This window comes from Streptomyces sp. H51, assembly GCF_035656535.1.
Classification (GTDB): Bacteria; Actinomycetota; Actinomycetes; order Streptomycetales; family Streptomycetaceae; genus Streptomyces.
Window position 1 is genome coordinate 295831 of sequence record NZ_JAYMHD010000087.1, and the last position, 18102, is coordinate 313932.

General features: G+C 73.7%; 16 protein-coding genes and 1 tRNA gene. 5 read left to right on the forward strand and 12 right to left on the reverse strand.

All coding sequences use genetic code 11. The features are described 5' to 3' along the window. Positions 1-213 precede the first annotated feature (213 nt). Entirely contained in the window at positions 214-915 is a 702-nt protein-coding gene (locus VKA29_RS34960; protein WP_324790071.1) for a ScbR family autoregulator-binding transcription factor, read from the forward strand. 89 nt (positions 916-1004) lie between these two features. On the opposite strand, the gene VKA29_RS34965 is transcribed toward VKA29_RS34960, so the two are convergent. After that, positions 1005-2171, reverse strand: coding sequence for a transposase (locus VKA29_RS34965; protein ID WP_324790072.1), 1167 nt, complete (start codon positions 2169-2171; stop codon positions 1005-1007). Positions 2172-2451: 280 nt separating this feature from the next. On the opposite strand from VKA29_RS34965, the gene VKA29_RS34970 reads away from it, so the two are divergent. Beyond that, entirely contained in the window at positions 2452-3066 is a 615-nt protein-coding gene (locus tag VKA29_RS34970; protein ID WP_324790241.1) for a ScbR family autoregulator-binding transcription factor, read from the forward strand. A gap of 411 nt (positions 3067-3477) precedes the next feature. On the opposite strand, the gene VKA29_RS34975 is transcribed toward VKA29_RS34970, so the two are convergent. The 10 genes from VKA29_RS34975 to VKA29_RS35020 all read right to left on the reverse strand — a co-directional run bounded on the left by VKA29_RS34975 (position 3478) and on the right by VKA29_RS35020 (position 15127). Further along, on the reverse strand, positions 3478-5025 hold the full coding sequence (locus VKA29_RS34975; RefSeq protein ID WP_324790073.1) for an FAD-dependent monooxygenase: 1548 nt from the start codon (positions 5023-5025) through the stop codon (positions 3478-3480). Then, a complete protein-coding gene (locus tag VKA29_RS34980) occupies positions 5022-6512 on the reverse strand; it encodes a class I adenylate-forming enzyme family protein (RefSeq protein WP_324790074.1) in 1491 nt (496 codons plus the stop codon). Before VKA29_RS34980 ends, VKA29_RS34975 begins: the two co-directional genes overlap by 4 nt. Beyond that, positions 6512-6757: an acyl carrier protein gene (locus tag VKA29_RS34985; protein WP_324790075.1), complete on the reverse strand. Its 246-nt coding sequence runs from the start codon at positions 6755-6757 to the stop codon at positions 6512-6514. The genes VKA29_RS34980 and VKA29_RS34985 overlap by 1 nt, the downstream gene beginning before the upstream one ends. 170 nt (positions 6758-6927) lie before the next feature. Continuing rightward, positions 6928-9228 (reverse strand): MMPL family transporter, encoded by a 2301-nt coding sequence (locus tag VKA29_RS34990; protein ID WP_324790076.1) that lies wholly within the window; start codon positions 9226-9228, stop codon positions 6928-6930. Positions 9229-9296: 68 nt separating this feature from the next. After that, complete coding sequence (locus VKA29_RS34995) at positions 9297-10247, reverse strand: transglutaminase domain-containing protein (protein WP_324790077.1); 951 nt, start codon at positions 10245-10247, stop codon at positions 9297-9299. Continuing rightward, positions 10219-11784, reverse strand: a complete 1566-nt coding sequence (locus VKA29_RS35000; RefSeq protein WP_324790078.1) for a class I adenylate-forming enzyme family protein — start codon at positions 11782-11784, stop codon at positions 10219-10221. The genes VKA29_RS34995 and VKA29_RS35000 overlap by 29 nt, the downstream gene beginning before the upstream one ends. After that, positions 11784-12053, reverse strand: coding sequence for a phosphopantetheine-binding protein (locus VKA29_RS35005; protein ID WP_324790079.1), 270 nt, complete (start codon positions 12051-12053; stop codon positions 11784-11786). Before VKA29_RS35005 ends, VKA29_RS35000 begins: the two co-directional genes overlap by 1 nt. 41 nt (positions 12054-12094) lie before the next feature. Continuing rightward, complete coding sequence (locus tag VKA29_RS35010) at positions 12095-13243, reverse strand: SDR family oxidoreductase (protein ID WP_324790080.1); 1149 nt, start codon at positions 13241-13243, stop codon at positions 12095-12097. A gap of 27 nt (positions 13244-13270) precedes the next feature. Then, complete coding sequence (locus VKA29_RS35015) at positions 13271-14173, reverse strand: alpha/beta hydrolase (RefSeq protein ID WP_324790081.1); 903 nt, start codon at positions 14171-14173, stop codon at positions 13271-13273. Between the two features lie 126 nt (positions 14174-14299). Further along, positions 14300-15127: an alpha/beta hydrolase gene (locus VKA29_RS35020; RefSeq protein WP_324790242.1), complete on the reverse strand. Its 828-nt coding sequence runs from the start codon at positions 15125-15127 to the stop codon at positions 14300-14302. Positions 15128-15506: 379 nt separating this feature from the next. Between VKA29_RS35020 and VKA29_RS35025 the strand changes: the two genes are divergently transcribed. Both VKA29_RS35025 and VKA29_RS35030 read left to right on the forward strand, forming a co-directional pair. Further along, positions 15507-16289, forward strand: coding sequence for an SDR family oxidoreductase (locus VKA29_RS35025; protein ID WP_324790082.1), 783 nt, complete (start codon positions 15507-15509; stop codon positions 16287-16289). A 67-nt stretch (positions 16290-16356) separates the two neighbouring features. After that, on the forward strand, positions 16357-17088 hold the full coding sequence (locus VKA29_RS35030; RefSeq protein WP_324790083.1) for a 4'-phosphopantetheinyl transferase family protein: 732 nt from the start codon (positions 16357-16359) through the stop codon (positions 17086-17088). Positions 17089-17155: 67 nt separating this feature from the next. Here VKA29_RS35030 and VKA29_RS35035 read toward each other — a convergent pair. After that, positions 17156-17228, reverse strand: a tRNA-Ala gene (locus VKA29_RS35035). Positions 17229-17412: 184 nt separating this feature from the next. On the opposite strand from VKA29_RS35035, the gene VKA29_RS35040 reads away from it, so the two are divergent. Then, positions 17413-17961, forward strand: a complete 549-nt coding sequence (locus VKA29_RS35040) for a DNA-binding protein (protein ID WP_324790084.1) — start codon at positions 17413-17415, stop codon at positions 17959-17961. The last annotated feature ends 141 nt before the right edge of the window (positions 17962-18102 follow it).

The window sequence follows — 18102 nt, forward strand, 5'->3', positions numbered from 1 at the left end:
CTTCAGCGAGTGGCCCGGTGTCGCATGAAAAAAACGGGATGTGCGGTCTCTTTCTTCGGGCGAACCAGGGCGCCTGCCTGGAGACCCAACCGCCCCATAAAGGGACGGGCCACCCTCGACGGCATCGTTCCGCCCATGGCCGGTACGAGGGACCTACGGAAACAGACCGCATGGTCGGCTAGAATGGCTGTGCAATCGCCTCGGAGGGAAGACATGGCCAAGCAGGCGCGCGCGGTGCAGACCCGGCGCTCGATCGTGGAAGCCGCAGCGAGCGTTTTCGCCGAGTACGGCTACGAACGCGCGGCCACCTCGGAGATCCTGCGGCGGGCGAACGTCACCAAGGGCGCGATGTACTTCCACTTCCCGTCCAAGGAGTCACTCGCCCAGGCGATCATGGACGGGCAGACCTCACTGGTCACCGTACCCCCGCAGCTGTCACCCCTGCAGTCGGTCATCGACATCACCCACCAGTTCGCGCACGTGCTGCGCCACGACGCCCTGGCCCGGGCGGGCACCCGGCTGTCCATCGAGGGCGTGTTCTTCCACGGCACCCATCCGTGGGACGACTGGTTCGACCTCACCACGCGGCTGCTGGCCGAGGGACAGGAACAGGGCGAGGTGCTGCCGCAGGTGGTGCCACGGGAGACCGCCGAGTTCGTGGTGGCCACCTTCACCGGGGTCCAGCTGGTCTCCGAGGCCGTCAGCCGCCGGGCCGACCTGCGGGTACGGGTCGGCGTGATGTGGCGTCACATCCTGCCGTCCATCGCCCACCCGGCCACCATCGCCCGGCTGCTCCCGGAGGGCGCCACCGACCCGGCCGAACAGGTCGCCCACCGGACCGCCGATGCCGGGACCACCGGCCAGGACGCCGCCACCACCGACCGCGACGCCGGGGTCACGGCCGGCACCGGCTGAGGCGCCCGGACTCGGCGCCGTCGGCATGCCCGCCGCCGGGAGGGCGAGCCCCCGGGGCACCAGCACCACCGGCACGGCCCGGTACGCGGTCACCGCCGCTCCCCCAGCAGGGCCGCGACGTGCGCCGCGGAGGCCAGCGTGACGTGCCGGTGCCAGCCGTGGAAGGAACGCCCCGCGAACTCGCTGAGCCCGCTGGGCTCACCGACCTCCCGGTAGTCGCGGGCCACCCGGCGCACCAGCTTGCCCAGGCGCAGCAGCGCGCCCGGTGGCGCCGCGCCCATGCCGGTCAGCCACAGCTCGGCCGGCGGGCGCCGCGGATCGCGCCACTCCCCGAGCAGCAGCATCCGCCCCCGCCCGGCCTCGGCGGCAGCGGGCCGGGACGGCTCGCGCGCCGGCTCCACCCGCATCGCCGCCGCCAACGAGGTGCGCACGGCGGGCGTCGGCACATTCGGGTCCAGCCACCGGACGGGACGGCGTAACCCGCTGACCGAGCGCATGATGTGCTGCGCGGGCAGCGCCCCGGCGCCGTACCCCGGGAGCGCCGGGTCCGCGACGGTCAGCCGGTCGCCCGGGTCGATCCGCGCCAGGAAGGGAACACCCAGCGCGGCGAAGGTGTCGAGCGCGCCCCGCACCTCGGGGGAGCGGGCGTCCAGCACCACCGGCCGCACCGGCAGCCCCCATCCGGCGACCTCCAGGACGACGGCCGCGGCGCAGGCCGCCAGTGTCTCCTCGGGCAGTCCCTCGGGGATCTCCGCCCGGCGCCGCCGGTCGGAGTCGTCGAGCCACGAACCCGGCAGGTACATCCGCCAGTTGACCGGGGCGCTCACCCGCTGACCCGCCAGCCAGAGGCCGAAGGCCTGCTGACCGTTGACGGTCTGGCCGAGGTGCGGGACGAAGTGCCGGTCGACGCCGACCGAGTGCTCGCCGACCTTGGGTATCTGCACCGACTGCACCACCCAGGCCTGCGGCTCCACGGCCTTGTGCACGTACTGCGCGAGCGCCCGGCGCATCGGTGCCCACTCCCACGGGGAGCAGGACACGAAGTGGTGCAGGCTCTGCTCGGCGGCCGAGCCGCCGGTGACGCTGGCGATGTTGCGGATCGACTTGCGCCCCTTGGCCGTCAGCAGTCCGCGCAGGTACTTCGCTCCCTTGTCCCGCTGGTCCCGCCGCCGCAGCGAGGCGAAGAGCAGGTCGGTCAGTTCGGCCAGGCCGGCCTCCGCGGGAGATGTTTCATGCCTCAGGACGGCAGTGCTCACAGTGTCCCCCTTCGGTGTGTCGTGTCGTGCGGCCACCTGAATGCTCAAGAACAAGCCATACATTAAAAACCGGGCGCGCGGTCTGTCAACGCCCCCAGGTCAGGACCTCCTGGCTCGCAGCCTGCCCCAAAAACCCGCAGGTTCTCGTCATTTGACGGAGAGAATGTCATGGATCAAGCCATTCAGCTTCCGACCTTTGACAGACCGCACGCCCGGTTTCTAATGTCGTCGTAGTGACGATCAGTCGTCGTATCGACGATCAAACGAGGAGCTGGCCGTGATGAAGCAGGAGCGGGCCGAGCGCACCCGGGCCAGGCTGGTCCGGGCCGCCTCGACGGTGTTCGACGACGTCGGCTACGAGCGGGCCGCCCTTTCGGCGATCAGTGAACGGGCCCAGGTCACCAAGGGGGCACTGACCTTCCACTTCGCGGCCAAGTCCGACCTCGCGCGGGCCGTCCAGGCCGAGGCGTGCCGGGTGTCGGGCGCGGTGCTGGCGGACTTGGCGGACCGTCAGGGGCCGGGCTTCGAGATCGCGGTCGACATGGCCGACGCCCTGGTACGGATGCTGCAGGGCGACATCGTCGTCCGCGCGGGGGCGCGCCTGGCCCACGAGCTCGAGACGCCCGACGACCCCTCGCTGCACTGCCAGCTCAACTGGCTCGGCACCCTGTTCCGGGCCCTGCGGCGGGCCCGCGCGGACGGTTCCCTGCTGTCCGGTGTCGAGGTCCGGCCGGCCACCGGTCTGCTGATGTCCCTGGTGGTCGGCGCCACCTCGATGAGCCGCTCACCGGCGGAGATCGCCTTCGGCGACGGCCCGTTCGCCTCCCGCCGGTCGACCCAGGAGTGGCTGGTGCGGATGCTGGAGGTGGTACGGCCGGCGCTGTCGGAGAGGTGAACCCGCGGGAGCACCCTCGGAGACCGAGCGCGCACGCCGGGAGGCGGGCCCCCCGGCCGACCGCACCGCGGAACCCGCCTCCCGTCCAGCACGGCGGCCGGCTTACGCCTCCCTCGCCTCATCTGCCACAACAAGGCAGCCGGCGCCGTCGCGCTGGCAGCCACCAACGAGCACAAGGCACATAAAGCACACAAGGCACACCGACCGCACCTAGCACGCGGAACACCGCACACCGCACAGTGCACACCACCCAGTGCTCGGCACCCGCCGACCGGAATGCCTCGGCCCCCGTGCCCGTGCGTGAAACGCCTGATCCCCGCACCACATCGTGGTGCGGGGATGCCGAGGACGGCCGACACGCGACGTCGGTGCCGGTGGGCCGGGTGAGCCCGGTGACCCGGTTGGCTCGGGTCAGTCGGTCGTCCAGACCTCGTCCGCGCGACCCGCCTGCACGTGCGTCCAGCCGTACTCCAGTTCCCGGCCCGGGCATGCGTACCCGGTGCGGACGCCCGTGGTGGCGTGCAGTTCCTCGGCGAGGACCATCTGTGCGATGCGGTTCTCCGCGGCTCCGTGCGCTCCCGGGGCCGCGAGGACGACGTCCACCGGGGCCGCGCGGGCGACCCGGCGGACGACGTCGGCCAGTCGCCGTACGGCGGCGGTGTCCACGCCCGGCGCCGGCACCAGCAGCCCCGCCTCCGCCCGCCGCAGCCGCTTCACCCGCGCCGTCAGTTCCTCGGCACCGTCCCCGGCGCCCACCTCCACCAGCGCCCCCGCCAGGTCGGCCAGCCGCCGCACCGGCGCCTCGGGCAGCGCGGTGAAGGAGGCGCCCGCGCCCGAGGCGAAGCCCCGGTCGAGCCGTTGTATCTGACGCACCGACAGCTGTCCGGCCCGGGTGAGCAGGCGCAGCGTCAGCACGTCCAGCGGGGCGCCGTGGTGGGCCTCCGGCGTCTCCCACAGGCGGCGGCTCGCCCAGGCCGCGTCCTGGACGCCGGTCACCACCGGCCGCCGGACCGCCTGGTAAGCGGCGAGCGCGGCCGGCACGTCGAGCGGGCCGGCCCCGGTGAGCACGGCGACCAGTTCGGCCGCGTCCTCCAGGGCCATCGTCGTGCCGGAGCCCATCGAGAAGTGGGCGGTGTGCACGGCGTCGCCGATGCCGACGAGGTTCTTGTGGTGCCAGCGCGCGGCCGACACCTGTGGGAAGCGCAGCCAGCGCGAGCCGTTGCCGTACAGCCGTCCGCCGCCGAGCTGGTCGGCGAACACCTCGCGGGCGAAGGCCATGGCCCGCTCGTCGGTGAAGTCGGCGGGCTTGGTGTGCCCGTCGGTGAAGCCTGCCCGCCGCCAGCTCCAGGCGTCCATCTCCACCAGGAAGGTGCAGCGGTCCGGCGCGTACGGGTAGGCGTGGGCGGCGACCGGCCCGTAGGGGCTGTCCGCGAACAGGAACGTCATGTCCTCGAAGACCCGGTCGGAGGCGAACCAGGCGTACCGGCTCTCCCCCGCGCCCACCCGCGCGCCCAGGTCCTCGGCGAAGGCGCCGCGGCTGCGGCTGCCCGCCCCGTCGGCCGCGACGACCACGTCGTACCGGTCGAGCAGGGACGCCGGATCGACCTCGGTCCGGTAGTGCAGCCCGGCGCCGGCCGCGGCGGCCTGCCGCTGGAGCATGGCCAGCATCGCCCGGCGTTCCACGGCGGCGAAGCCGTGGCCCGAGGCGCTGACCCGTTCGCCGCCGCGGCGCACCTCCACGTTGTCCCAGCGGGCCCCGGCGTCGAGGATGCCGGCCACCACCTCCGGCGCGAGGCGGCGCAGCCGCATCAGGCTCAGCCGGGAGAAGACCACCCCGAAGCCGAACGTGGCGTCCGGCGCGCTGCGCTCGAAGACGTCCACCCGGTGGTCGCCGGCCCGGCGCATGAGCAGCGCGAAGAACAGCCCGGCCGGCCCGCCGCCGACGCACGCGACCCTCATCGCCCCGCTCCCGCCGTCGCCAGCCGCTCCTTGAGGACCCGGCGCAGCACCTTGCCGGCCGCGTTGCGCGGGATCTCCTCGGCGAAGTGCACGGCGGCCGGCCGCTTGTAGCTGCCGAGCTGGGCGGCGCACGCGCCGTACAGTTCGGGCACCGTCGGCCGGCGCCCCCCGTCCGCCACGACGAACGCGACCGGCACCTGCCCCCACTCCTCGGACGGCGCGGCGACCACGGCCACGTCCCGGACGCCCGCCACCTCGCCGAGGACCCGTTCGATCTCGGCCGGGTAGACGTTCTGCCCGCCGCGGACGATGACGTCGCCGCGCCGGTCCACCAGGTGGATCAGGCCCCCGGGGTCCATGTACCCGAGGTCCCCGGTGCGCAGCCGGCCGTCGCGGATGCTGCGGGCGGTGGCCCCGGGGTCGTTCCAGTAGCCGCGCATCACGCCGTCGCCCCGGACGCACACCTCGCCGGTCTCCCCGTACGGCACCGGGCGGCCGTCCTCGTCGAGGATCTCGATGTGGCAGCCGGGCAGCATCCGGCCGGCCGAGGTCAGGGGCGTGTCCCCGTCGAGGGTGTAGCGGGCGGTGGCGATCGGGCCGCCCTCGGACAGGCCGTAGGAGTTGCGCACGGGGACGCCGAACCGCTCCAGCGCCTCCCGCAGCAGCGGCTCCGGCATCGGCGCGCCGCCGAAGATCACCTCGCGCAGGCTGGAGAGGTCGGTGGCCGCGAACGCCTTGGCCCGCAGGACGAAACGGATCATCGACGGCACCAGGAAGGCGGTCGTCGCCGCGAACCGCTCGACGCCGGCGAGGAACCGCTGCGGGGTGAACTCGCCCTGCACCACGAGGGTTCCGCCCGCCGCGAGCAGCGCCAGGCCCACCACCATGCTGCCGTGGAACAGCGGGCACGGGTACAGCAGGACGTCGTCGGGGGTGAAGCCGAAGTCGGCGACCGTCGCCGTGTAGCCCGCGGCGATCGCGCGGTGGGTGAGGGCGACGCCCTTGGCGCGTCCGGAGGTCGCGGAGGTGTGCACCACGGCGAAGACGTCGTCCGGGTCCGGCAGCGGCAGCGCCCGCCGCGGGGTGTCGTACAGCGCGGCGAACCGCGGGGAGTCGAGCAGCACCCGGGTGCCCGCGCCGAGGGCGTCGCCGAGCCGGGCGGCGGCCGACGGGTCGGCGATCACGCAGGCCGGCCCGGCGTTGCGCACGATGTGCGCGACCTCGGGGGCGGGGAACGTCGGGTTGACCGGGCACACCGTGACACCGGCCTTCGCGGCGGCGACGTACAGCTCGACGACCTCCAGGCGGTTGCGGGAGACCACCGCGAACCGGTCGCCGGGCGTGAGGCCGAGGTCCCGCAGCCCGCAGGCCAGGGCGTCGGTGCGGTCGTCCAGTTCCTGCCAGGTCAGCGTGCGGGTCTCGTCGGCGAGGGCGGTCGCGCCGGGGGCGAGCTGCCGGCGCCGGCGCACCGCGTGGGCCAGCCACATCAGCCGCTCACCCGCGCGGCCCTGAGCACCCGGTCGATGCCGTCGATGGTGTAGAGGCCGGCCATCTCGTCGTCGTCGAGGGCGACGCCGGTGCGTTCCTCGATGGCGAGCGCGAGCCGGATCAGCTCACCGGAGTTGATGCCCGCCGACAGCAGGTCGGCGTCGTCGGCCAGCTCGTCGAACAGGCCGGGCACGTCGACGAGTTCGAGCAGCAGCCGGCGGCCGGGAGAGGCGACGTCGTTCATCGCGGGGTCCTTTCGCGGGGCGGGGCGGGGTGGGGACGGGCGTGGAGTGAGGGTGGGGAGTGGGAATGGGAGTGGAGTGAGGGTGGGGAATGGGAGTGGGAGTGGGAGTGGGGGTGGGGAGTGGGATTGGGGATGGGGAGTGGGGGTGGGGAGTGAGGGTGGGGTCGGGGTCAGCGGCGCGCGGGCGCAGGCTCGGGCTCGGGCGGCTGCGGGACCGCCCGGAGACGGCGTACGGGGGGCGCCTCGCCGCCCTCCCGCAGTCCGATCCGCCGGTGCAGGCGGGCCAGCGGGGCCGGGGCCCACCAGTTGAAGCGGCCGGCCAGCCGCATGAACGCCGGGACGAGCACGCCGCGCACGAGAGTGGCGTCCATCAGGACGGCGACGGCGAGACCGAAGCCGAGCATCTTCATGTACGTGATGCCGGAGACCAGGAAGGACAGGAACACCAGTGCCATCAGCAGGGCCGCCGCGGTGACCAGGCCGCCGGTGCGCTCCAGGCCGCGGGCCACGGCGCGGGTGTTGTCGCCGGTGAGTTCGTACTCCTCCTTGATCCGCGACAGCAGGAAGACCTCGTAGTCCATGGACAGCCCGAACGCGACGCAGAACATCATGATCGGGTTGGTCGCGACGGTGGTGCCGGTGGTGGTGAAGTCGCCGACCAGCCACTTCAGGTGGCCGTCCTGGAAGACCCACACGATGGAGCCGAACGTCGCGGTGAGGCTGAACAGGTTGAGCACCAGCGCCTTCAGCGGCATCAGCACGCTGCCGCTGAGCAGGAACAGCAGCACGAACATGCTGACCGCGACGATCAGCAGGCCGTACGGCAGCCGGTCGCCGAGCGCGGACATGGTGTCCTTGAAGGAGGCCGCCGTGCCGCCCACCCGCACCGCGAACGGCGCGGGCGTCCGGCGCACCTCGCTCACCAGGCGCTGCCCGGCGTCGCTGTAGGGGTCGACGTCGGGCACCAGCAGCAGCCAGGTGCCGTCCCCGCCGGCGAACTGCCGGTACAGCGGGCCCGACCCGTCGGCGACCTGACGGCCGTCGGTCCAGGAGCCGGCGAGCCCGTCGACGCGGGCCACGTCCGGCAGCCGCGACAGCCGCTCGGTGTAGTCGGCGACCCGCGCCCGGCTCGCGGCCCCGTCGGCCTCGATCAGCATCGGCGACATCGCCTGGGCCGCGTAGTCCCGCGTGATGACGTCGCCGACCCGGTGGGCCTCGGCGTCGGCGGGCAGCCCGCGCTCGTCGGCGAGGCCGAAGCTGATGCCGGAGAACGGGGTGAGCAGGAACACCATCAGGGCGACGACGGCCGTGGCCAGCGGCAGCGGCCGGCGCATCACCAGCGTCGCGAGCCGGTGCCAGAAGCCGCTGTCGCCGCTGTCCCCCCTGTTCCCCCTGTTCCCCCTGTTCCCCCTGTTCCCCCTGTCCACGGTCGCGGCTCGCCGGCGCCGGCCGAACGACCACTTGTCCACCCGGTGCCCGATGACCGCGAGCAGCGCGGGCAGCACCACCAGGGCGCCCAGCGCGGCGAACGCGACCACCGCGATGCCCGCGTAGGCGAACGACCGCAGGAAGTACATCGGGAAGATCAGCAGCGCCGACAGCGACAGCGCGACCGTCAGCGCGGAGAACAGCACGGTACGGCCGGCCGTGCGCAAGGTCGTGGACAGCGCGTCCGGGACCGGCGCGCCGCGGCGCAGTTCCTCCCGGAAGCGGGAGACCACGAACAGCGCGTAGTCGATGCCGAGTCCCAGGCCGAGCGCGGTGGTGAGGTTCATCGCGAACACCGACACGTCGGTGAAGGCGACCAGCACCCGCAGCACCGCGAGGGTGCCCATCACGGCGACGACGCCGAGGGCCAGCGGCAGCAGGGCGGCGATCACCCCGCGGAAGACCAGGACGAGCAGCAGCAGCGTCAGCGGCAGCACCAGCGCCTCGGCGAGCGCGAGGTCCTTCTGGGTCTGCTCGGTCAGCTCCCGGTAGGCCTCGGCCTGCCCGCCGAAGGCCAGGTCGAGGCCCTCGAAGCCCTTGTCGTAGTGCGGCAGCAGCGCCTCCAGGCTGTCGGCGACCCGGTCCTCGTCGCCGGACAGGTGCGCCAGCACCAGCGCCGAGTCGCCCTTCTCGCTGTGCAGCAGCGGGGCGCGGTCCTGCGACCAGTACGACACCGCCTGCCGCACGCCCGGCTCCTTCGCCAGGGCCGCGGTCAGCGCCAAGCCCTTGCGGGTGGTCGCCGGGTCGTCGATGCCGGCCGGGGTGCGGACGAGGATCACCAGGTTCGGCGAACCGCTGCCGAACTCGTCGGCGACCGCGTCGGCGGCCCGGGTGGACTCGGAGGCCGGGACCTCGTAGCCGCCCGCGGACAGTCTGTCGGCGACACCGCCGCCCAGCGCCCCGCCCAGCGCCACGAACAGCAGCGTCAGCACCAGGACGAGTCTGCGGCGGCCCACTGCCAAGGCGGCGAGCTTGTGGAGCATGGCACCCTCTCAGGGGTCGGTGGGCGCCGGGCCCTGCCGTCCGGACCGGTGCGGCCGGACGACAGGCCCTAGCGGCCCATGAGTTGGTTGCAGGCGAGCGTCACGCGGCCGCCGAGGGCGCAGTCGTGCGCGACGAGCGGCCGGTCGGCCGCGGCCGGCCAGGCGAGCAGCCGGTTGTGGACGGAGCCCCGGCAGAAGTCGGTGAACGCCGGGTTGCTCGTACGGTGCCGGCGGGCCAGGAAGGCGAGGACCGGGTCGAGCGGCAGCCAGCGGTCGCCCTCCAGCACCTCGGTCCAGGCGTGCTCGACGCCCACCAGGCCGAGCACGAAGCCGACCCGGACCCGGGCGGCCAGGCCGGCCTCGCGGGCGCGCCGCTCCATGATCCACGCGGCGACCCGGCAGTCGACCATGCCGTGCGCGGCCGCCGTCGCCGGCAGTGCCCGCAGGCGGTGCGGCAGCCAGCCGAACTGGTACGTGCCGTCGTCGAGTTCGGCGAGCAGATCGTCGTACACCGCGCGCACGGCGGCCGTGCGGGGCGCGTCGGGCAGGCCCCGGGTGACCACGGTGGCGACGATGTGGTCGCCGGCGTCGGCGAAGTCGAGCAGGGTGCCGTCCAGCAGTTCCGGTCGGGGTGTCGTGGGCCGTTCGCCCGGGCAGCCGTCGGCGTCGCAGGGCGCGGTGAGCCGCAGCCGCCAGGTGCGCTCCTTGACCCACCCCTCCGGCTCCCCGGCCGCCATCCGCAGCATCCGGCCCTCCGCCAGCTCGCCCAGGGACCTGCCGAGTCCGGCGGCGAGGCCGAGGTTGGCGACGTCGTGGTAGTCGAGCCGGGGCCCGCCGCGCCCTTCCTCGGCGGGCAGCCCCGCGCCGATCAGCGCGTACACGGTCTCGACGCTCGCGCCGAGCTGCTTCGCGGCCTCGGTGACGTCCAGGGTCGCCCGGAAGTACGGCCCGGGGACGCGGCGCAGCCGGTCCAGGGCGCCGAGCCAGGTGTCAGCCGCGGCCGAGGTGTGCGACGTCATGCGCCCTCACTCCTTCCAGCACTCGTGCCGCCTCCGCCCGTTTGACCTTCCAGGTCGCGGTGTGCGGGATGTCGTCCCAGGCCAGCCGGACCGGCTCGGCGACCGGCGGCAGCCCGGCGACCGCCGCGCGCCAGGCCCGCGCGTCCAGCGGTCGGTCGCCGCGGGTGCACACCACCGGCACCGGCGGGCCGCCCCGGACGGGGACGAGCACGGCCTCGGTCAGCTCCGGGACGCGCTCCAGGATCGTGTCCTCCAGCGCCAGCAGGCTGTCCACGCCGGGCTCGCGGTCGACGATCCGGTCGTACAGGTGCAGGCACCCCCGGTCCGTGACGACCCCGAAGTCGCCCATCGCCCACCAGCCGTCGGTCCGCTCGTCCGGGGTGCCGAGGTAGGACGGGGTGACCGCGGAGGTCCGCGCCAGGATGGCGCCCGCCGTCCCCCGGCCCACCGCGCCGGCGCCGCCGACGCCGGCGATGCGCACCCGGGACTGGCCGGGCAGCGGACGCCCCACGCACCGGCCGTCGGCGCACCGCCCCCGGCGCCCGCGCCGGTAGAACTTCATCGCCACCGGCCCGGTCTCCGACTGCCCGTACACCTGGACGTACCGGGCGTGCCGGTGCCCCGCCCCGAGCAGCGTCCGGATGGTCCGCGGGTGCGCCGCGTCGAAGGTGCTGAGGAACATCCGCACCGGCGCCAGCAGTTCGGGCCGCTCGTCGGCGAGCTCCTCCCAGCGGATGAACGCGTTGGGCACCGTCTCGACGATCCCCGGCCGCACCCGCTCCAGCATCCGGGCCGCGTTCCGCGGGTCCGGTTCGGTCATGAAGCCGAACGGCAGCCCCAGCGCGAGCGTCGAGACGATCGCGGCCATGGTCCGCACGTGCACCGGCGAGATGCACACCAGGTAGGGGTCCCTCACCCGCAGCAGCCGGCCGATGACCGTCTGCGGGCGGGCCTGCCCGGCGAAGGTCCGCGCGGTCTGCCGCACCAGCTTCGGCACGCCCGTCGTCCCCGAGGTGTGGGTGACCAGCTGCTCGGTGTCCGGCGCGGGCGCCGACACCTCGGGCAGTTCCACGGGCACCAGCGCGGTCAGCGACCGGCCGCCGGAGCCGACGTACCAGCGCCGCGGGCCGCCGGCCGGCAGCTCGCCGAGGACGCCGAGCCCGTCGGCGTACGCGTCGGTGACGATCACCCCCGGCCGCGCCCGCTCCACCAGCACCGGCAGCTCGTGCCGGCCCACGGTGGGGTGGATCAGGACCGGTACGGCGCCCAGCCGGGCGCAGGCGAACGCCAGCAGCGGCACGTCGAACCCGGGCCGCTTGACCACCATCACCCGGCCGCCCGGGGAGACGCCCGCGGCGGCCAGCAGCCGGGCCGCGCGGTCCACCAGGTCGGCGAAGGTGACGTAGTCCAGTTCGGTACCCGTGTCCGGGAACAGGTCCAGCGGCCGGTCCAGCCGGAGCGGGACGCGGCCGTGCCGCCGGGCGGCGAGCGCCGGGGCCGTGGGCAGCGCCAGGTGGCCCGGCGTGCGGCGGGCCATCACCGGCCCCCCGGCACGGCGGGCAGCCGCCGCGCCTTCGCGGCGACGTGGACGGCCAGGACGTCGAAGGACGAGATGTCGTCGTCGAGGTCCCACTCGAAGCCGAACTCGTCCTCCACGGCGGCCAGCAGCTGGATGAAGCCGGCCGACGTCAGTCCGAGGTTCCACAGGGAGCCGGCGCGGGCCGCCGGGCCGGCCGGCGCCGGCTCACCCGTGACCCGCGTCCAGACCTCGCCCAGGGCAGCGGTCACCGCGTCGTTGTCGTGCATGATTCCTCCGAAGTCGCCGGGGTGGGACGGTGCTGGCCCGGTCAGGCCACCACCGGGTGCAGGGTGCGCGTGGGGCCCGACTTCTCGACGTACGTCGGCTGCCGGCGGAGGTAGTAGAGGACGTACTCCTGGATCTCCTCCGGGTCGAGCGGGGCGTGGCAGGAGCCGGCGCCGCAGACGTCCTCCGTGTGGGAGAGGCCGAACTTCTTGGCGTTCTTGACGTACGAGCCGTAGAACGCCATGCCCTTGTCGAGCTGTTCGTCCAGGGCCGTGAAGGTGTCCGGGTCGGTGACCCACTCCGGCTCGCGCAGCCCGACCAGCCGCATGATGGTGGCGAGCACCTGACCGGCCGGCGCGGTGGCGGAGTTGCCGAGGTGGAAGTACGTCTCCGGCGAGTCCGACAGGGCGATGCTCACCGCGTTGCGGGCCACGATGTCGACCGGGACCAGGTTGACGGGGCAGTCCGGCTCGGCGATCAGCCGCATGCGTGCGTGGTCCAGGAGCGTGCCGACCTTGCGGCGGGCCAGCTTCTCGAACACCATCACCTGGCGCGCGAAGCCGTACATCCCCGACCAGTTGAGGCCGTGCCGGGTCAGACTGTGGCCGATGACGACGGTGGGCCGCAGGACGCGGATCCGGTCGAAGTCGCCCGCCGCCTCCCGCACCAGCGCCTCGGCACGGATCTTCGTCTCCTCGTAGCAGTTGTTGGCGACGGACGCGTCCGTCACCGGGCCCTCCGGCACGGCGCCGCGGCGCGCGCCGGCCACGTACGCGGTGGAGACGTAGTTGACGGTGCGGGCGCCCGAAGTCCGCGCCAGATCCAGCACGTTGCGGGTGCCGCCGACGTTGAGCCGCTCGATCTCGGCGCGGTACTCCTCCTCGTAGCGCAGCGAGGCGGCGGAGTGCCACAGCTCGTCGACCCGGGGCAGCACGGCCGGGTCGACGCCGCAGCCGGGCAGGGAGATGTCGCCGCGTACCGCCGTCGTCCGGCGGGCGATCGCGTCCTCCAGGTCGGCCCGGCCGTAGCCGCGGGCCATGGAGACCAGGGCCTCGTGCAGGCGCCGCTGGGCGTCGGCGGCGTCCTCGCCCCGGACCAGGGCGTGGATGTGGTCGTCGGTGCGGTCCAGCAGCTCCAGGACGACGGCTCCGCCGACGAACCCGGTGGCTCCGGTGAGCAGGCGTGTGGTCATGGGGTTCCCTTCAAGGACGGGGACGGATCACGCGGCGGCCGCGGCGCCCCGCCGTTCGGCGGCCCGCGCGGCCTCGCAGTCGCGGACGAACTCCGCGGTGGCCTTCTGGAAGCCGGCCGGGTCGTCGAAGAACGGCACGTGACCGGCGCGGGGCAGGGTGACCTCGCGGCTGTCCGGGATGCGCGCCAGGGCGTCCTCGATGACGGAGCGGCTCCAGGCGAAGTCGCCGTCGCCGTTGATGATCAGCGTGGGCCGGGTGAGGGTCGCGAGCTTGTCCGGGTCGTCCTCGACCTCCAGGGAGGCCTTGAGGTTCTCCGCGATGGAGCTCTTGGACAGCAGCGCGAGGAAGTTGTCGCGCAGCGCCAGGTAGGCCGCGGTGCCGCCGGCGTGCACCAGCTGGTCGGGGAAGACCAGCGGGTAGAGCAGGTTGAACAGGCCGGTGGTGCCGCCGCTCTCCAGCGTCGCCAGCCAGTGCTTGCTGAGCAGGATCCGGCGCAGGCTGCCGTTGGGGGAGAACGCCGGTCCGATCAGCACCAGCCCGGCCACCCGCTCCGGGTACTTGTAGGTGAACTCGCGCGCGATCAGCGTGGAGATCGACGTGGCGACCAGGTACGTCTGCTCGATGCCCCGGTGGTCCAGCAGGCGGCGCAGGTCCTCGACGTGGTCGTCGAAGGTGGCCGGCGCCGGGCCGGGCGTGGAGGCACCCTGGTTGCGCAGGTCGTAGTTGAGCAGGCGGAATTCCTTGGCGAGCTCCTGGGTGAAGTTTCCCCAGATCGGGCTGACGATGTAGAAGTTGTTGACGAAGGTCAGCGGAGTTCCGTCGCCGCCGATTCCGCTTTCCTCGTAGTACAGCTCGCCGCCGTCCGGAAGGGCGATGGCCTCGTGGTTCTTGTACCGGACGTCGAGAACACCGAACTCGGGGTTGGGCATTTCATTTCTCCCTGCTGTCGGAGTGCCGGGATCCACCGGGACTTCTTTTTCCGCGTGGCCGTTCCGCGCGGCCGTTCCGCGCGGCCGTTCCGCGCGACTGTTCCGCGTGGCCGTTCCGCGCGCCGCTCAATTCGCGGAGGGGACGCTGCCGATACGCGCCCAGAACGCGCGCACGTGGGTGAGAACCGCCTCCGGCCGCTCCAGCGCGGGCAGCCGGTGCGCACCGTCGACGACGGCGCAGCAGCCCCGCGGGACGGTGGCCGCGGACCGCTCGGCCACCTCGGGCGGCCACATCCGGTCGTCGCTGCCGGCGATGACCAGCACCGGCGCGGCCAGGGTGGCCAGCAGGCCGCCGATGTCGGGCCGGCGCAGCATCATCGCGTGCATCGAACGGTGCATGCCGACGCGGCCGGCCCGCACGAAGGCGTCCCGCACGATCCGCCGGCCCTCCGGGTCGGTGCGCTTGGACCGCCTGGTCAGCAGCGCGTCGGCGACGCCGTCCGCGAGCGGCCGGATCGGCCCCAGCGCGCCGTACACGCCGGCCAGGACGCGGGTCTGGACGCGCTCGGCGGTCTCCAGCGGGGCGACGGGCGTGGCGACGGTGACCACGCTCAGGCAGCGCCGCGGGTGCCGGGCGGCGAACACCAGGCCGACGTGGCCGCCCCAGGCGCTGCCCAGCCAGTCGACGGCGTCGACGCCGAGGGCGGTGAGCACCTCGTCGGCCGCGTCGGCACAGTCCTCGAGCGTGTAGCCGGCCGGCGGGGCGCCGCTGCGGCCGTGTCCGGGACCGTCGACGAGGACCAGGGTCCGCTCCCCGGCCAGCGAGTCGGCCATGCGCTTCCACTGCGTGCGGTCCACCAGCATGCTGTGCCACAGCAATACCGGCGGCCCGCTTCCGAGTACTTCAACGAAAAGGTCCCCGACTTTGGTGGGGATTAATTCGATGCGCGACATGATGGCAATCAATCTCCCGCGTCCGCAGCCGCCCTCGGTCGGCAGCCGGCAGAAGAGATGGTGCGCCACGCGACCCGGTGGAGCGGCTGCGGGCAAGGGAGTTCGTCAGGTCCTCGGCGGGAAATATGTCAGGTCCCGCCGCCCGCCTATTCACCGCTTCCCGGAAATGCCGTCTCCGGGTAATCCGGACGCCCGGCCGGAACCGGCGGCCCGACCTGACACATTCCTTTTCCGCCCTGGCCCGCCCTGGCCCGCGCGGGCATGCTCCCGGAGTGGCCGCGCCCTGCGACCACGCCACCGGCACCGGGACGGCCACCGGCGCGGACAGACGTGGACAGGCATCGGCAGATATCGGCAGGTATCGGCGAAGGGGAATGTCGTGGACGGAACCATTCTCGTGACCGGAGGCACCGGCACGCTCGGACGCCTCGTGGTCGACCGGCTGCTGACGGCCGGACGCACGGTGCGCGTGCTCAGCCGCCACACGCCGCCCCCGGACCCGGCGCCGGCCGGCCGCGGGTGGGCGGTCGGCGACCTGCTGTCCGGCGAGGGCGTCGCCGAGGCGGTCCGCGGCGCCGGCACGATCGTGCACTGCGCGACGTCCAGCAACGGCAAGAAGGACGTCGCCGCCACCGGCAGGCTGCTCGCGGCGGCCCGGGAGGCCGGCACCCGGCACCTGGTGTACATCTCCATCGTCGGCTGCGACCGGGTGCCGTTCAGCTACTTCAAGGGCAAGCAGGAGTGCGAGCGGCTCGTCGAGAACAGCCGGCTCCCGTACACGATCCTGCGCGCGACCCAGTTCCACGACTTCGTCCGCGCCATCTTCGACGGCACCTCCAAGCTCCCCCTGATGCTCGCCCCGGCCTTCTCCTACCAGACCATCTCCGCCGCCGAGGTCGCCGACCGGCTGGCCGCGCTGGCCCTCGGCGGGCCCTCGGGGCGGGTGACGGACATGGGTGGCCCGCAGGTGCGCGAGGCGACCGAGCTGGCCCGGGTCTATCTCCGCGCCCAGGGCCGCAGCCGCAAGGTCGTCGGCCTGCGCCTGCCCGGCAGGACGTTCCGCGCGTTCCGCGAGGGCGGCCACCTGACCGCCTCCCACGCGGTCGGCCGGGGCACCTTCGAGGACCACCTCGCCGAGACCGCGAAGACCGCCGCACGATGAGGCACCCGACGCCCGCTACGGCGCGGGACGCGCCGACACGAGGCACGACGACACGAGGCGCGACGCCGTGGCGCACGACGCCGCGGGGCGCGAGCGCATGAAGGCGCGGACGGCGGACGCGGCGGGCATCCTCGCGACGGCGCCGTACGCGCCCGGATCGGTGGCCGCGCTGTTCGCGCCGCTGCCGGTGAGCGTCGGCATCGCGCGGGTCGGCGAGTACGACCACGACGAACTCCCCGCCGGTCTGCGGCTGTCCGGCGCGGGCGCGCGCCGCCGCGCGGAGTTCGCGGCGGGGCGTCTCGCCGCGCACCGCGCGCTGGCGGCGGCGACCGGGCGGGGCCACTGGCCGGCCCGTACGGCGACCGGGGCGCCGGACTGGCCACCGGGGGTGCACGGCTCCCTGAGCCACAGCGGGACCACGGCGGTGTGCGTGGTGACGGCCGCGCCCGAACCGGGCCCGCGCATCGGCATCGACATCGAGCCGCTCGCCTCCGCCGCCGCCCTGCACCGGGCCCGCCACCTCATCGCCCGCCCCGCCGAGCTGACCGTCATCACCCGCTCCCCGGCGCCCCCGCAGCGGGCGGTGCTGACGCTGTTCTCCGCCAAGGAGGCCGCGTACAAGGCGGCCCCGCCCGCGCTGCAGCCCCGCCTCTCCTTCCGCGCGGTGGCCCTGGCCTGGATCCCGGGCGCCGCCGCCCCGCACCGCCTGCGCCCGGCCCACGGCCTGCCGGCCGCGCTGACCGTCACGTCGGCGGTCGTCGCCGACCACGTCGTGTCGGCCGCCGTCCACCACCCCTGACAGGGCACACGAAGAGCACGCGAAAAACCCCTCCACCCGCATTCACGCAGGTGGAGGGGTTTCTGTGTGGAGCCTAGGGGAGTCGAACCCCTGACATCTGCCATGCAAAGACAGCGCTCTACCAACTGAGCTAAGGCCCCGCGACAACAGGCGACCGTCCGGAAGAACCTCCCACCGGCAGGCGCCGGAGACCAGAGTACCGGGTCACCCCCGGGATCCCGCAAAAAGATTGGGGGTCCCCAGCGGGCGACCACTCTCCGTAAGATGCTCGGCGTGGTTCGCTACAGCGAACCACCGTACTTGGGGAAGCGATGGGGAGACGCAATGGACGCCGCACAGCAGGAAGCGACCGCGAGAGCGCGGGAACTGCAGCGGAACTGGTACGGGGAGCCGCTGGGGGCGCTCTTCCGTAAGCTCATCGACGATCTTGGCCTCAACCAGGCTCGTCTCGCGGGGGTGCTGGGACTGTCCGCTCCGATGCTGTCACAGCTGATGAGCGGCCAGCGCGCGAAGATCGGCAACCCGGCGGTCGTGCAGCGGGTGCAGCTGCTGCAGGACCTGGCGGGGCAGGTCGCCGACGGCAGCGTCAGCGCGGCCGAGGCCACCGAGCGCATGGAAGAGATCAAGAAGTCCCAGGGGGGCTCGGTGCTCAGCAACACCACGACCACGACGACCGGTTCGGGAGCGCCGACGGTCAAGCGGGTGGTCCGCGAGATCCAGTCCCTGCTGCGCTCGGTGGCCGCCGCCGGCGACATAATCGACGCCGCGGACAGCCTCGCCCCGGCCCACCCCGAACTCGCCGAGTTCCTGCGGGTGTACGGCGCCGGGCGCACCTCCGACGCCGTCGCGCACTACCAGTCCCACCAGAACTGACCCCGCGGCCCGGTCACCGAAGGGGGTTCGGCAGCCGGGCCGACGGTCGCGCACCAGGGGGAGATCGCAACGAGGGGGAGACGAAGGGGAGTCGTCTCACCCGCCACGGGGGAGTGAGGGGGGTGAAGGGGGATGACCGCA